This window comes from Tepidiforma sp. (genome assembly GCF_034433535.1).
Taxonomy (GTDB): Bacteria; Chloroflexota; Dehalococcoidia; order Tepidiformales; family Tepidiformaceae; genus Tepidiforma.
Genome location: NZ_DAOUAO010000184.1, coordinates 1 through 12,918, shown reverse-complemented (window position 1 = coordinate 12,918; position 12,918 = coordinate 1). Strand labels below are relative to the sequence as shown.

The window sequence follows — 12,918 nt, the reverse complement described above, 5'->3', positions numbered from 1 at the left end:
TTGCGAGGCCGGCGGCTTCGAGCTTGTTGGTTTGGAGGCCGGTTTGGGAGCCGAAGAAGGCGGTGTGCTTGAGCAGGGCGGGCCCGGGGATGTTGATGGCGAAGGCGCCGCTGAAGCGGATGAGGCTGGTGGTATGGCGCTCGGGGTGGAGCACGACGCCGAGGCGGGGAGGGTCGATGGAGAGGGGCGTCATCCAGGCGACGGGGGCGGCGTTGGTGATGCCGCGCCAGGCGGTGGTGACGATGCCGACAGGGCCGGGGTTGAGCATGCGGCGGGCATCGGCGGGGTCGCAGAGTCGGCGCATGGGGCCTCCCGGGGGTTGAACGGCAGGAGAGCCGGGCGGATTCCCGGCTCTCCTGGATGATGGCGGGCTGAGGGGGCTAGTGGTGGCCGGCGCCGTTGCTGGACATGCGGCGCCAGCGGAGGAAGTTCCAGTACTGGAGCAGTTCGGGGAGGTCTTCGGGGTGCTTTTCGAGCTCCATGATGAGCTGGGCGATCTGGCTATCTTTGACGTAGAGCATCTCGCCGTCTTCGCCGAGGAAGTAGTGCAGCGGGCGGTTCAGGATGCGGGCGACGTTGAGGAGCATATCGATGCCGACGGAGCGCTGGCCGGCTTCGTAGAGGCTGATTGCGCTCTGGGTGGTGTTCAGGGCCTGGGCAAGCTGGCCCTGGCTCATACCGGCATCGCGTCGCGCCGCGCGGATGCGATGGCCGAGGTTGGCCGACACCGGGGCTTTGCCGGTTTCCGAGCTGGTTTTCATCATGGTTGACCGACTCCGTGCAGGGGCAGTGGGATGGACGCCTGGGGGCTCAGGGCCGTGGGCGATTGCACGTTCAACTTAGCCAGTGGGGTGGTATGGGTCAATCGCGGCTATGAGGTTGCGCAATTGGCCAGGATGCGTGGGGCGTTAGCACGAGGGTCCCTATACTGGCCATATGGAAGAGGTGACAGCGATCGAACGGGCGTCGTTGAGCGAAGAGGAGACGCGGCAGCTGGGTGAGCAGCTCGGGCAGGCGCTGCGGCGCGGCGACATTGTGCTGTTGAGCGGCGAACTGGGAAGCGGGAAGACGTGCCTCGCGCAGGGGATTGGGCGGGGCCTGGGCTGCCGGGGGCAGGTGAACAGCCCATCGTTTGTGCTGATGAACGAGTACGCGGGTCGGGAGACGCTCTACCACGTGGACCTGTACCGCATCGAGGACGTCGAGGAGCTCGATGAACTCGGGCTGTGGGACTACGCCGAGAAAGGTGTGCTGGTGATCGAGTGGCCGGAGCGTGGTGCGGAACTGCTTCCCGGCGACGGGCTGGTGGTGGAGCTCCGCCCGGGCGAGCGCGGGCCGAAGAGCCGGCTGCTGCGCTTCACGCCGCGGGGGCCGCGCGGTCGCGAGGTGGTCGAGGCGATGGGGGCCGCGTGAGCGTCATCCTGTGCATCGACACGGCGTCGGACCGGTTCGCAGTCGGGACGGAGCGCGAGGGGCGCGTGGAGGTGGTGACGGCCGCGGAAGAGCGGACCCACACCACGGGCCTGCTGGCGGCCATCGAGCGGCTGCTGGGCGGCGAGAAGCCGGCAGCGATCCTTGTGGTCAGCGGTCCCGGTTCGTACGCGGGGCTGCGCGTCGGGATTTCGACGGCGCAGGGGCTGGCGCTGGCTACCGGGGCGCCGCTCTTCGGGGTACGCACGTTCGAGGCGGTGGCGCTGGCGGTTGGCAGCGACCGCGATGTGACGGCCATCCACCCGGCGGGCCGCGGTGAGTTCGGGGTCCAGGAGTGGAAGCACGGCAACCCGGCGGGGGAGATTCGGCTGGTTGCCGCACTGGAGCCGGGCCCGCAGCTGGCCGGGGAAGGTGCGGGCGCGCTGGGCGGGACGGAGGTTGGGCCGGAGGAACGCTGCCGCGCGCTGCTCGCGTCGCTGGCGCCACGGGTGCGCGCGGGCGAACTGGAGCCGGGAGCGGAGCCGTTCTATCTGCGGGAACCGGCGGTCACGCTTTCGCGGCGGCTGCGGGTGAGCGGCTGAGCAGGCCGCCAGAACGAAATTCTTCAAGGGAGTTTGCGTGCTGTGGAAGGTATGGAACGTACGCTGTTCCTGGTGAAGCCCGACGCCATGCAGCGGGGGCTTGCGGGCGAAATCATCGGCCGGCTCGAGCGGCGCGGGCTGAAAATCGTCGGCATGAAGCTGCTGCAGATGGACCGGGCGCTGGCGGAACAGCACTACGCCGAGCACCGGGGGAAGCCGTTCTTCGAAGGTCTCGTGGCGTTCATCACGAGCGCGCCGGTGATTGCGATTGCGTGGGAAGGCAAGAACGCCATTGGCACCGTGCGGGCGACGATCGGGTCGACCGACCCTGCAGCGGCGGCCCCGGGCACCATCCGGGCGGACCTGGGGCTGGAGAAGGGGCGGAACCTGGTGCATGCCAGCGACGGCCCGGAGAGCGCGGCGCGGGAGCTCGCGCTCTTCTTCGCGCCCGGGGAGCTGGTGGGCTGGCAGCGCGATGTCGACGGATGGGTCATCGAATAGCGCCGAGAGTGAGCTCGCGGTGGCGGTCTTTTGCGGGTCGAGCACCGGCGCGAAAGATCGTTATGTAGCATGTGCACGGGCGGTCGGGCGGGAGCTCGCCCGGCAGCGGGTGACGCTGGTCTACGGCGGCGCGGGCATCGGCCTGATGGGGGAGCTGGCTGACGCGTGCCTTGCGGCGGGCGGGCGGGTGGTCGGCGTCATCCCGTCGCTGCTGGCGGAGCTGGAGCTTGCGCACCCCGGGCTGAGCGAGCTGCACGTGGTCGATTCGATGGCCGAGCGGAAGGCGCTGATGGCGGAGCTGGCGCAGGGGTTTCTCGCGCTGCCGGGCGGGTACGGGACGCTGGACGAGGCGTTCGAGATGGTGACGTGGCGGCAGCTGGGGCTGCATCCCGGGCCGCTGGTCTTCGTGAATGTGGATGGGTACTTCGACGGCCTGCGCGCGTTCCTCGACCGGGCGACGGCGGACGGGCTGATTTCGGCGCGGAACCGCGAGCTGGCCATGTTCGCTGCAGACGAAGCGGAGGGCGTGCGCCACCTGCTTTGGGCGCTCGGGCGGAGTTAGCGGCTGAGGAAGTGCTCGATGATGCGGGCGCCGAATTCGACGCCGAGGGGCAGGGCGTCCTCATCGATGGTGAAGCCCGGGTCGTGGTGGCGGCCGGCGATGCCGCGGGCCTCGTTGCGCGCGCCAAGCCAGAAGTAGCAGCCGGGGCGGGCTTCGAGGAAGACCGACATGTCTTCGGCGCCCATGGTGGGCACGCCAATGATGTGGTCAGGGCCGAAGTAGCCGCGGGCGAGGTCAAGCACGGCGGCGGTGACGTCGGGGTCGTTGACGAGAGGCGGGCAGGAGGTGGTGTGTTCGAAGGTGAAGGTGGCGCCGAAGGCGGCGCAGATGCCGGCGAGGATCTCCTCGGTGCGGCGGATGGTGAGGTCGAGGACCGGCCGGGTGTAGGTCCGAATGGTGCCCGTCATGGTGGCGGATTCGGCGATGACGTTGCCGCGGAAGCCGGCCTGCAGCTTGCCGATGGTGAGGACGGCCTGCTCGGACGGCGGAACGGAACGGCTCACCACGGTCTGGAGCGCGGTGATGGCGTGCGCGGCCACCACGATGGCATCGACGGACTGGTGGGGAGCCGCGGCATGGCCGCCCCGGCCAGTGATGGTGATGCGGAAGGCGGTGGGAGCGGCGAAGAACGGGCCGGGAGCGAGGTTGATGGCGCCGAGTGGGATATCGGCGCTGATGTGGAGGCCGAGTGCGACGGCGACGCGAGGGTGCTCGAGGACGCCATCGGCGATGCAGGCAGCCGCACCGCCCGAGGCTTCCTCGGCGGGCTGGAAGACGAACCGGACAGCCCCGCACAGCTGCTGGCGCGACTGGTGGAAGAGCCGGGCGAGGGCGAGGGCGATGGCCATGTGGGCATCGTGGCCGCAGGCGTGCATCACGCCGTCGTTGACGGAAGCGAAGGGGAGCGTGGTCTTCTCGGGGATGGGGAGGGCGTCGATATCGGCGCGCCAGAGGACGCAGGGGCCGGGACGGCCCCCTTCGACGAGCGCGGTGGCGCCGGTGCGCGCGATGGGGCGGACGTCGGAGAGACCGATCTCGGTGAGGCGGCGGAGAAGGTAGGCCTGGGTTTCGGTCTCCTGCCAGGAGAGTTCGGGGTGCTGGTGGAGGTGGCGGCGGTCGGCGAGGAGCTGCGGGGTGAGGTCGCGGACGGCGGAGCGAACAGGCGGGAGGGCTGGCTTCGCCATGGGCGGAGCTTAGCAGGTTCGGGCGGGGGTTATTCGGCGCCGGCAACGGAAACGGCCGTCGGCGGCCGACGGCGGTCGGCGATGGCAGCCGGCAGGCCCTGGACCAGTGCCAGGCCAACGAGCGTCACGGCCGCGCCGGCGAGGAGGTTCCAGCCGAGGGGCTCTTCGAGGATGGCCCAGCCGAGGAGGACGCCCCACGGCGGGATAAGGTAGGTCACCAGGGTGGAGCGGACGGCGCCGATCTGCTGGATGAGGGCGGTGTAGAGCACGACCGCGAGCCCCGAGCCGAGGAGGCCGAGGGCCAGGGCGGAACCTAGCGCCGCGGGCTGCCACTCGGCGCTGCGGAAGGCGCCCGTTCCAAGGGCGAGCGGGAGGAGGATCACGGCCGCAGCGGCGAGCTGGCCGGCAGCGAGGTGGAGGGGTTCGATGGCGCCCATCGTGCGGCGGATGACGACGGCGGCAGCGGCATAGCTCAGGGTGGAGAGGAGGACGAGGGCGACCCCGAGGGCCTCGCCGGTGAGGTGGACGAGGTTTGCCGGGCCGGCAAGGATGACGATCCCGGCGAATCCCACGAGCAGCCCGAGGGCCCGCCCGGGGGTGAGGCGCTCCTCCCGGAGGAAGGCCAGCGCGAGGATGGCGGCCCAGAGCGGGGCGGTGGAGTTGGCGATGGAGGCCATCCCGGTGGAGATGTGATGTTCGGCCACGGCGACGAGGCTCCAGGGGAGGGCGAAATTCGCGGCGCCGAGCCCGGCGATGGCCAGCCAGCGGCCGCGCGAGCGGGGGAGGCGGCCGCGGGATGCCATGACCAGCGGGAGAAGCGCCAGCGCGCCGAGTGCCGTCCGGAGGGCGGCGATGCCGAGGGGCTCGAAGCCGGCATCGAGCTGGACACGGATGAATAGAAACGAACAGCCCCAGACGAGGGAGAGGGCGAACAGGGTGGCCAGGTGGCGGGGTTGCACGGCGGCGCGAGACCTCGATCCCAGCGTAGGGGACGGGAGCCGCGCGGGCGAAGGGCGACCTTCAGGCGAGTTGACGCTGGAGGTGGTCGGTTTCGCGGAGGAGGCTGAGCCAGGCGGCCTCGCCGAGCGGGGGGCCGACGAAGCCGGGGCAGTCGCGGTGACCGAGGAGGAGCGGAACGAGGGGGGAGTCGCCGCTAAGGACGGTCTCGAGCGGCGGGGAATCGCGGTGGATGGCGCGGTCGGCGGCGGTATCCCAGTAGACGACGAAGTGGGGGTAGAGGCGGCAGGCGGTGGGGCGGGCTTCGTAGGCGCCGCAGTGGTGCTCGGGGAGGAGGAAGCGACAGCGGCCGTCGTCGCGGGCGAGGAGGTACGGCTGGGCGAGCGGGAGCTCCACGGGGCGACCGTCTTCGACCTCGAGGAACTCGACCGGCTGGAGCCCGGAGACGCGGGCGAAGCGCTCGACGTCGCGCTCGTTCAGGGCGACGCTAAAGACGCGGCAGCAGCGGGCGGGGCACTCATCGACGAGGCAGACGAAGGAGGGCGAGCCGGGGAGCAGGAGGTGGTAGCCCGAGAAGCGGGACGCGGCGTGCTCCCAGGCGGCGCGGGCGCGGGCGGCGAGGTCGGCGGAGGCGGTCGCCGGGATGTCCATCGGGACGATGGTAACGCGGGCGGGGGCGAGGCGCCGGCGATGATTGCTCGAGGGGCGGGCGGGCCGTATCCTCTCTGCTTCGCCGAAGCGGTAGGAAGCGAACGAGATGACGAACGAACAGGGTACCCACGAACACGAGGAACTGACGCCCGAGGAACGGGCGCGTCTGAAGAAGCAACTGACCGAGCAGGCGGTGAAGCTGGCGGTCAACCTTCGCTGGCAGGAAGCCGCGCAGCTCAACCGGGAGTATCTGCAGCGGTTTGGCGAAGAGGCGGAGGCCTACAACCGGCTGGGCAAGGCGCTGAGCGAACTCGGGCAGGGGCAGGAGGCGCTGGAGGCGTACCGCCGGGCGCTCGAACTCGACCCGACGAACCTGATTGCGAAGCGGAACATCGACCGGCTGGGAGCGCTGCGCGATGCCGCGGTCAGCGCGCCGCCGACGCAGGTGGATACGCGGCTGTTCGTGGAAGAGACGGGGAGTGCGGCCGTGGCCACGCTGCAGGCGGTGAATGCCGACACGCTGGCGCTGCTGGACGCGGGCGACATCGTGCAGCTGCAGGTGGAGGGGAATGCGGTCAACGTGGTCACCGTGAACGGGGCGTACGTCGGGATGGTTGAGCCGCGCATCGGGCTGCGGCTGGCGCGGATGATGAAGGCCGGGAACAAGTACAGCGCGGCGATGGTGAGCACGGCCGGCGAGCCGAAGGTCATCCTGCGGGAGACGTTCAAGCACCCCTCGATGCTGAACCAGGTGAGCTTCCCGAAGGAGCGGCTGGCCGAGATCCGGGCCTACACGCGGCGCGGGCTGCTCCACCGCGAGGAGGACGAGGAGTGGGAGTACGGGGACGACGAGGTGGTGGAGGACGAGACCGAGGACGGCTGGAGCGAAACCAGCGAGGATGCCGACGCGGCGCCCGAGCTCGACATCGAGCCGGAGGACGAAACGTACGATTAGCGCACGGGCACAGCGCTGAGCGCCAGGGAGGGTCGCATGATTTCGAAGCAGGAGCTGGTTGACGGGATTCGCTTCGCCGGGCGGCGGGCGGCAGCCGCGGCCGAGCGGACGAAGGACTGGGACCACCAGCTGGGCCACCAATGGACGAGCGGCGATGCCTACCGCCACATCGCGGCGGTGGCCGGGGGAGCTTCGCAGATCTACCCGCTGCTCGATGCCGGGGTGCTTTCGGGGCTCGGCGCGGACCGGATCGCGCAGAACAATGCGGCGGCGATCGAGGGGCTGAAGGGGAAGTCGCGCGAGGAGATCATCGCGGCGATCATCCAGGGGCACGATACCTCAGCGGACTACGTGGCGACGCTCGATGAGGCGGACCTGGCGAAGGTGGTGAAGCTCGGCGGCTACGAGATGGAGAAGGCCGAGATCCTCGCGCAGATCTGGATTCACCACACGATTGCCCACGCCTACGAGGCGAGCGCTCGCTGGCCGATCACCTGAGGCGGGACCGGGCGGTCCCGGAGATGGGGCCGATCGTTCGGCGCAACGGGTGCCAGGGGGAGTAGACTGCGGGGGCATCGAGAACGCGTAAGAGAGGTCCCCATGCAGGTTTCGCCCGTACCAACGCTCGACGCCGAGACGAACCGAATCCGCGAGGCGACGGCGAACATCGTCAACCGGTACATCATCCCGAACGAGGAGCGGCTCGGGGATTATCGGAATCCCGAGACGCAGGCGCTCCGCCGCGACATCCAGGAGAAGGTCAAGGCGGCGGGCCTGTGGGCGCCCCACCTCCCGAAGGAGTACGGGGGGATGGGCATCGGCTTCATGCGCCACGCCTACATGAACGAGATCCTGGCGTGGAGCCCGTATTCGAACCCGCTGTTCGGCGTGGTGGCGCCGGATTCGGGGAACCAGACGATCCTGCTGAAGTACGGCACGGAGGAGCAGAAGAAGAAGTGGCTGGAGCCGCTGATTCGCGGCGAGATCCGGTCGTGCTTCTCAATGACGGAGCCCGATGCCCCGGGTTCGGACCCGTACGCCATCCAGACGCGGGCGGTTCGGGACGGCGATGAGTGGGTGATTAACGGGCGGAAGTGGTTCACCACGGGGGCCGAGGGCGCGGCGTTCGCGATCGTGATGTGCCGGACCGAAGAGCCGGACGGCGCGGGCGGCCTGAAGGAGAAGATGACCCAGATCATCGTCCCGACCGACACGCCGGGCTTCCGCATCGTGCGGAAGATCAAGGTCTGGGGAATGGAATCGAACCACTGCGAGATCGAGTACCGGAACGTGCGCGTGCCGGTGACGAACCAGCTGGGGCGGACGGGGAGCGGCCACCAGGCAGCGCAGGACCGGCTCGGCGCGGGCCGGGTGTTCCACTGCATGAACAGCGTGGGCCAGATGTGGCGGGCGTTCGACCTGATGGTGCAGCGTTCGATGGAGCGGGAGGTGCGCGGGGGCCGGCTGGAGACGAAGCAGTTCATCCAGGGCTTCATCGCGGACTCGTACATCGACATCGTGACGGCGCGGCTGATGACGATTCATACGGCCGAGGTGATCGACAGCGGGATGGACCCGCGCACGCTGATCTCGGCGCTGAAGGTGTACGTGCCGGCGGCGCACGAGCGGGTGGTGGACCGGGCGATCCAGGTGCACGGGGCGATGGGCGTCTCGGGGGACACGCCGCTGGCGGGGATGTACACCGGCGCGCGCACCCTGCGCATCGCGGACGGGCCGGATGAGGTGCACCGCATCCTGATCGCGAAGAACGTGCTGAAGGTGTACCACGACGGGGCGAGCTGGGACTTCGGGGTTTCCTGAGGACGGGCTACGACCTGGCAGCGGATCGCACCGGGGCCGCGGCGCCGCTGCGGCCCCGTCCTTTCTGTCGGCTGACCCTAGCCGTCGAGTTCTTCGATGCGGAGGCGGTAGATGCAGCGCGGGCTGCCGGAAGGGCGGTCGGCGAGGCGCTCCACGCAGCCGGGCGGGAGGCCGCGGGAGAGTGTGCGCAGTTCCAGGTCGCAGATGGTCCGGTCTTCGAGGGCAAGTTCGAGGACGGGGCAGTTGTGGAGCCGGATGACGACGCCCTCGGGGGCGGTTTCGGCGTCGGGGAAGTAGCCGGCCTGTTCCAGGACAGCAAGATACCCGCGCAGGGGCGACTGCGACGCGTACTGTTCGTAGACCGGCCGGTGGCGTTCGACTTCACGGTCCGCGAGGCGGCTGAAGATGCGCTCCCTGGTAGCGTCGTCCTCCCGCAGCACTGCGGCGATAAGGGAGTTGGCCAGGTCGTCGTAGGCTCGCGGAAAGAGCGATTCGCCGGCGGGAGTAAGGGCGTAACGGTAGCGCGGGCGGCCGGGGCCCCGGCGTTCCGGCTCGTGGGCGACGAGGCCCTCGGCGACGAACCCCTGGAGGTACTGGCGGGCGGCGCCGACGGAGAGGTAGGCAGCCTCGGCGATGGTTTCGACATCGGCGGGCGCGAGCCGACGGAGCGCGAGGAGGACGGTGCGGCGGGTGGGGTCGAAGCGGTCGAGGCAGGAGGGTGGGGGCATAAGCGCCTAGGGAGAGGCCAGCGCCGGGTCAACTTAACGCTCGCTCAGTTTGATACCGGGATGGTGCCCGGTTGGCCGTTTCTACGCAATTTTCCGTTTGGCACGCAAGGGAGGAGGAGCGGTTGCGGGGGCATCGCCGCGATATTGAGGAATGTTGCCGCGGAACAATGAAAAGCCCGTTGCCGCCCGGGTCAGCCCAACCTGTCAGAATCTTTGACGTGGAAGGGGATTTGACCTCGCGGGTTAAGGCGCTCTGCCGGGAGGCGGGGTTTCCGCTGGTCGGGGTCGCGGCGGCGGTGCCGGACGAGCGGGCACGCAAAGCGGCCGAGGCGGCGCTGACCAACGGCCTGTTCGGGACGATGCGGTGGATGGATTCGGCGTGGATCGCGCGGGCGACCGACCCGGGGGCGTTCCTCGCGGGGGCGCGGACCCTAGTGGTGGTAGCGCTGCCGGCGCACACCCCGGACCCGCCGCGGGAGACAGGCGGCCCGGCGCGCGGCGTGGTTGCCCGCTATGCGCGGGGTCGCGATTACCACCGGGTGTTCGAATCGCGGCTCCGGCGGGTGGTGCGCAGGCTGCGGGAGGAGTTCGGCGCGGAAGCGCGGGCAACGGTGGATTACGGGCCGCTGCTGGAGCGGCCGTATGCGGCGGCTGCGGGGCTCGGCTGGGTGGGGAAATCCACGATGCTGCTGGCGCCGGGGTTAGGGCCGTGGGTGCTGCTGGGCGTGGTGGCCACCACGCTGGAGCTGGAACCGGATCGGCCGATGCGGAAGAGCTGCGGGAGCTGCCGGCGGTGCATCGTCGCGTGCCCTACCGGCGCGATCGCGGAAGACGGCGGAGTGGTGGATGCGCGGCGGTGTATCAGCTACCTGACGATTGAGCACCGGGGCGTCATCCCGCGCGAGCTGCGGGCTGCGATGGGGGCGCGGGTGTTCGGCTGCGACGACTGCCTGGATGCCTGCCCGGTGGGTGCGCACCGGTGGGAGGGCGATCCGGAACTGGCCCCGCCGGAGCCGGGCCGCGCGTGGCCGGTGCTGCGGGAGCTGCTGCCCCTGGGCGAAGAGGAGTTCGCCAGGCGCTACCGGGGGACGGCGCTGATGCGGGCGAAGCGGGAAGGGATGGCGCGCAATGCGTGCGTGGCGCTCGGCAATGTGGGGGACAGGGGGGACCTGGCGGCCCTCGGGCAGGCGCTGGCCGATGGCTCGGCGGTGGTGCGGGGGCACGCGGCGTGGGCCATCGGGGAGATCGGGCGAAGAGAAGCGCCCGGCGAGGCCGAGCGGCTGCTGGCATCGCGGCTGGCGGACGAGGAGGACGCGTGGGTGAAGGAGGAGCTGGAAACGGCGCTCGACCAGCTTCGCGGGGCGCGTGAACCCGCGGAGGTAGAAGCCGGCGGGCTGAGCGGTTAGGCTAGCGCACGCCACATTCGACCCGCGCAAGGCGGGAGAAAGGAGCTCAGCGATGGGAGAGATGGTGACGTTCCCGGCAAACGGGGGGACGTGCAGCGGCTACCTGGCGAAGCCGGCTTCGGGTTCGGGCAAAGGCGTGATCGTGATCCAGGAGTGGTGGGGCCTGAACGACAACATCAAGGGGATCGCGGACCGGTTTGCGGCGGAGGGGTTCGTCGCGCTGGCCCCGGACCTCTACCACGGGGTGGTGACCAAGGAGCCGGACGAGGCCGGGAAGCTGCTGATGGCGCTGAACATCCAGCGGGCGGAAGCAGACCTGAAGGGCGCGGTCGCCTACCTGAAGGAGATGACGGGCGGACCGGTCGGGACGGTCGGCTTCTGCATGGGCGGCGCGCTGAGCCTGTTCGCGGCGTGCAACAGCGATGGGGACGTGGGGGCCTGCGTGGACTTCTACGGCGGGCATCCGATGGTGAAGTACCACTGGGATGGGCTGACCGCGCCGGTGCTCGGCATCTGGGCGGAGCACGACGACTTCGTGAACCCGAACATCCCGACCTACAAGGCGGAGCTGGAAAAGCGGGGGATCACGCACGAGTTCATCACCTACCCGGGCACCCAGCACGCATTCTTCAATGACGAGCACCCGGAGCCGCAGTACAACCCGGCGGCAGCGAAGGACGCCTGGGAGAAGACGCTGGCCTGGTTCCGGACGTACCTGTAGGCGATCGAACCAGAGCTGCGGCGGCCCCGGGAACGTTCCCGGGGCCATTTTTATGGAGGGTTAGCCATGAGCTCGCTCGAAGGCAAGGTTGCGGTGGTCACGGGCGGAGGCTCGGGGATCGGCAAGGCGATCGTGGAGGCGTTCGTGCGGGAGGGCGCGCGGGTCATCGTGGGAGACGTGGACGAGGCGGCGATCGGGCGGCTGATCGGCGCGCTGGGGCACAACCAGGTCGATGGGGCGGTGGTGGATGTGCGGGACGAGGCGGCGGTGGAGCGGATGGTGGCGCAGGCGGTGCGGCGGTTCGGACGGCTGGATATTGCGGTGAACAACGCCGGGGTTGGCGGGTTCGCGCCCATCCAGTCGTATGCGCTGGAGGACTGGGAGCGGGTGGTGGGGATTTCGCTCACGGGGACGTTTCTGTGCATCAAGCACGAAGCCGCCCGGATGATCGCGCAGGGGCAGGGCGGGAGCATCATCAACATCGCGAGCCTGAACGCGATCCAGCCAGCTGAGGGGTTTGCGGCCTACTGCTCGGCCAAGGCCGGGGTGGCGATGCTGACGAAGGTCGCTGCGCTCGAGCTGGGCCGTTACGGCATCCGGGTGAACGCGATCGGCCCGGGGCTGATCCACACGCCGGCCACCGCGCCGATGACGGCGGTGCCGGGGCTGGAGGCGGCGTTCATCGCGGAGGCGCCGGTGGGCCGGGCGGGGGAGCCGGAGGATGTGGCGGGGCTGGCGGTGTACCTGGCGGGAGACGTTTCGAGCCTGATGACCGGGCAGACGCTGTATATCGACGGGGGCGCGAGCCTCAAGAAGTACCCGGAGCTGTTCCGCTACTTCGGCGGGGCGCCGGTGGCGGGTCCGGAGGGAGGCTGACTGCGCCCGGGGGCATTGGATTCGGCACGTCTGAAGACGGCGTCGATGAGCTGCATCCAGCGGGCGTGGGCGATTTCCCAGGGGAAGTCGGGGTCGTCGGTGTGGGGCGGGTCGTAGCGAACCTGCTCCCAGTAGGCGTCGCGGGGGAAGTCGCCGGCGTAACGGGCGGCAAGCGCGCGGGCTTCGTCGGAGATTTCGACGGTATCGACGACCGGCGGGGGCTGGCGGAGGAGGGGCCCGCCGTTGCCGGGCAGGAATGGGCGGTAGGCGGCAGCGCCGATGAGGCCGGGTACAGGGCGGGTTTCCATAGGCGGTGCCCGATGCCGCGCGGTGCGGAGATTCTGATCAGGTTTTCGCCCTAGTGGTTTCCCCGTACGGGTGCTGATTCGGTTGCGGGATGGTGGCGATTGCGCGGTCAGGCGCCGAATTCGATGAGCTGGAGGGCGAGGCCGCCCAGCGCGGCAGCGGGGATCGTGGTGCGGATAGAGTTCGGGAGTACCCCAGGCCCGGGGTGGGGGCAGGGGAAGCCGCGCTCGCGGGCGAG

At 69.9% G+C, this 12,918-nt stretch carries 17 protein-coding genes; 10 read left to right on the top strand and 7 right to left on the bottom strand.

The window, feature by feature from the left end; genetic code table 11:
• Together VAE46_RS09590 and VAE46_RS09585 are read right to left on the bottom strand one after the other, a co-directional pair.
• Positions 1 to 304 (bottom strand): flavin reductase family protein (locus VAE46_RS09590; RefSeq protein ID WP_322796712.1); only part of this gene is annotated, 304 nt, incomplete at its 3' end.
• Between the two features lie 76 nt (positions 305 to 380).
• Entirely contained in the window at positions 381 to 764 is a 384-nt protein-coding gene (locus VAE46_RS09585; RefSeq protein WP_322796711.1) for a helix-turn-helix transcriptional regulator, read from the bottom strand.
• A gap of 172 nt (positions 765 to 936) precedes the next feature.
• On the opposite strand from VAE46_RS09585, the gene tsaE reads away from it, so the two are divergent.
• The 4 genes from tsaE to VAE46_RS09565 are packed head-to-tail and all read left to right on the top strand — an operon-like array spanning position 937 to position 3,075.
• Positions 937 to 1,413, top strand: coding sequence for a tRNA (adenosine(37)-N6)-threonylcarbamoyltransferase complex ATPase subunit type 1 TsaE (tsaE, locus tag VAE46_RS09580; RefSeq protein WP_322796710.1), 477 nt, complete (start codon positions 937 to 939; stop codon positions 1,411 to 1,413).
• Positions 1,410 to 2,012 carry a tRNA (adenosine(37)-N6)-threonylcarbamoyltransferase complex dimerization subunit type 1 TsaB gene (gene tsaB, locus VAE46_RS09575; protein ID WP_322796709.1) on the top strand — a complete coding sequence of 201 codons (603 nt, stop codon included), beginning with the start codon at positions 1,410 to 1,412 and terminating at the stop codon, positions 2,010 to 2,012. Before tsaE ends, tsaB begins: the two co-directional genes overlap by 4 nt.
• Positions 2,013 to 2,063: 51 nt before the next feature.
• A complete protein-coding gene (ndk, locus tag VAE46_RS09570) occupies positions 2,064 to 2,513 on the top strand; it encodes a nucleoside-diphosphate kinase (RefSeq protein WP_322796708.1) in 450 nt (149 codons plus the stop codon).
• On the top strand, positions 2,488 to 3,075 hold the full coding sequence (locus VAE46_RS09565; RefSeq protein WP_322796707.1) for a TIGR00730 family Rossman fold protein: 588 nt from the start codon (positions 2,488 to 2,490) through the stop codon (positions 3,073 to 3,075). The genes ndk and VAE46_RS09565 overlap by 26 nt, the downstream gene beginning before the upstream one ends.
• On the opposite strand, the gene VAE46_RS09560 is transcribed toward VAE46_RS09565, so the two are convergent.
• From VAE46_RS09560 to VAE46_RS09550, 3 genes are all read right to left on the bottom strand, one after another.
• Positions 3,072 to 4,259, bottom strand: coding sequence for a M20 family metallopeptidase (locus VAE46_RS09560; RefSeq protein WP_322796706.1), 1,188 nt, complete (start codon positions 4,257 to 4,259; stop codon positions 3,072 to 3,074). The two genes, VAE46_RS09565 and VAE46_RS09560, sit on opposite strands and share 4 nt — an antisense overlap.
• A 29-nt stretch (positions 4,260 to 4,288) precedes the next feature.
• Entirely contained in the window at positions 4,289 to 5,218 is a 930-nt protein-coding gene (locus tag VAE46_RS09555; protein WP_322796705.1) for a DMT family transporter, read from the bottom strand.
• A 61-nt stretch (positions 5,219 to 5,279) separates the two neighbouring features.
• Positions 5,280 to 5,867 (bottom strand): YkgJ family cysteine cluster protein, encoded by a 588-nt coding sequence (locus VAE46_RS09550; RefSeq protein WP_322796704.1) that lies wholly within the window; start codon positions 5,865 to 5,867, stop codon positions 5,280 to 5,282.
• 106 nt (positions 5,868 to 5,973) lie between these two features.
• Here VAE46_RS09550 and VAE46_RS09545 point away from each other — a divergent pair, with 106 nt between their 5' ends.
• From VAE46_RS09545 to VAE46_RS09535, 3 genes are all read left to right on the top strand, one after another.
• Positions 5,974 to 6,822, top strand: a complete 849-nt coding sequence (locus VAE46_RS09545; RefSeq protein WP_322796703.1) for a tetratricopeptide repeat protein — start codon at positions 5,974 to 5,976, stop codon at positions 6,820 to 6,822.
• A gap of 36 nt (positions 6,823 to 6,858) precedes the next feature.
• Positions 6,859 to 7,320 (top strand): hypothetical protein, encoded by a 462-nt coding sequence (locus VAE46_RS09540; protein WP_322796702.1) that lies wholly within the window; start codon positions 6,859 to 6,861, stop codon positions 7,318 to 7,320.
• A gap of 102 nt (positions 7,321 to 7,422) precedes the next feature.
• Positions 7,423 to 8,643 carry an acyl-CoA dehydrogenase family protein gene (locus tag VAE46_RS09535; protein ID WP_322796701.1) on the top strand — a complete coding sequence of 407 codons (1,221 nt, stop codon included), beginning with the start codon at positions 7,423 to 7,425 and terminating at the stop codon, positions 8,641 to 8,643.
• Positions 8,644 to 8,720: 77 nt separating this feature from the next.
• Here VAE46_RS09535 and VAE46_RS09530 read toward each other — a convergent pair whose 3' ends face one another.
• On the bottom strand, positions 8,721 to 9,371 hold the full coding sequence (locus tag VAE46_RS09530; RefSeq protein ID WP_322796700.1) for a hypothetical protein: 651 nt from the start codon (positions 9,369 to 9,371) through the stop codon (positions 8,721 to 8,723).
• Positions 9,372 to 9,589: 218 nt separating this feature from the next.
• Here VAE46_RS09530 and queG point away from each other — a divergent pair, with 218 nt between their 5' ends.
• The 3 genes from queG to VAE46_RS09515 all read left to right on the top strand — a co-directional run bounded on the left by queG (position 9,590) and on the right by VAE46_RS09515 (position 12,374).
• Positions 9,590 to 10,777 carry a tRNA epoxyqueuosine(34) reductase QueG gene (queG, locus tag VAE46_RS09525; protein WP_322796699.1) on the top strand — a complete coding sequence of 396 codons (1,188 nt, stop codon included), beginning with the start codon at positions 9,590 to 9,592 and terminating at the stop codon, positions 10,775 to 10,777.
• Positions 10,778 to 10,829: 52 nt separating this feature from the next.
• A complete protein-coding gene (locus tag VAE46_RS09520; protein WP_322796698.1) occupies positions 10,830 to 11,498 on the top strand; it encodes a dienelactone hydrolase family protein in 669 nt (222 codons plus the stop codon).
• 66 nt (positions 11,499 to 11,564) lie between these two features.
• Positions 11,565 to 12,374 (top strand): SDR family NAD(P)-dependent oxidoreductase, encoded by an 810-nt coding sequence (locus tag VAE46_RS09515; RefSeq protein ID WP_322796697.1) that lies wholly within the window; start codon positions 11,565 to 11,567, stop codon positions 12,372 to 12,374.
• Here VAE46_RS09515 and VAE46_RS09510 read toward each other — a convergent pair.
• On the bottom strand, positions 12,332 to 12,682 hold the full coding sequence (locus tag VAE46_RS09510) for a hypothetical protein (RefSeq protein ID WP_322796696.1): 351 nt from the start codon (positions 12,680 to 12,682) through the stop codon (positions 12,332 to 12,334). The two genes, VAE46_RS09515 and VAE46_RS09510, sit on opposite strands and share 43 nt — an antisense overlap.
• Between the last annotated feature and the right edge of the window lie 236 nt (positions 12,683 to 12,918).

Excerpts from the sequence above, each read along its gene's own strand:
- VAE46_RS09550 (WP_322796704.1), bottom strand. The coding sequence starts at position 5,867 with ATGGACATCCCGGCGACCGCCTCCGCCGACCTCGCCGCCCGCGCCCGC.
- tsaE (WP_322796710.1), top strand. The coding sequence starts at position 937 with ATGGAAGAGGTGACAGCGATCGAACGGGCGTCGTTGAGCGAAGAGGAG.
- VAE46_RS09515 (WP_322796697.1), top strand. The coding sequence starts at position 11,565 with ATGAGCTCGCTCGAAGGCAAGGTTGCGGTGGTCACGGGCGGAGGCTCG.
- VAE46_RS09520 (WP_322796698.1), top strand. The coding sequence starts at position 10,830 with ATGGGAGAGATGGTGACGTTCCCGGCAAACGGGGGGACGTGCAGCGGC.
- VAE46_RS09585 (WP_322796711.1), bottom strand. The coding sequence starts at position 764 with ATGATGAAAACCAGCTCGGAAACCGGCAAAGCCCCGGTGTCGGCCAAC.
- VAE46_RS09545 (WP_322796703.1), top strand. The coding sequence starts at position 5,974 with ATGACGAACGAACAGGGTACCCACGAACACGAGGAACTGACGCCCGAG.
- VAE46_RS09510 (WP_322796696.1), bottom strand. The coding sequence starts at position 12,682 with ATGGAAACCCGCCCTGTACCCGGCCTCATCGGCGCTGCCGCCTACCGC.
- ndk (WP_322796708.1), top strand. The coding sequence starts at position 2,064 with ATGGAACGTACGCTGTTCCTGGTGAAGCCCGACGCCATGCAGCGGGGG.
- VAE46_RS09535 (WP_322796701.1), top strand. The coding sequence starts at position 7,423 with ATGCAGGTTTCGCCCGTACCAACGCTCGACGCCGAGACGAACCGAATC.
- VAE46_RS09565 (WP_322796707.1), top strand. The coding sequence starts at position 2,488 with ATGTCGACGGATGGGTCATCGAATAGCGCCGAGAGTGAGCTCGCGGTG.
- VAE46_RS09530 (WP_322796700.1), bottom strand. The coding sequence starts at position 9,371 with ATGCCCCCACCCTCCTGCCTCGACCGCTTCGACCCCACCCGCCGCACC.
- VAE46_RS09560 (WP_322796706.1), bottom strand. The coding sequence starts at position 4,259 with ATGGCGAAGCCAGCCCTCCCGCCTGTTCGCTCCGCCGTCCGCGACCTC.
- VAE46_RS09540 (WP_322796702.1), top strand. The coding sequence starts at position 6,859 with ATGATTTCGAAGCAGGAGCTGGTTGACGGGATTCGCTTCGCCGGGCGG.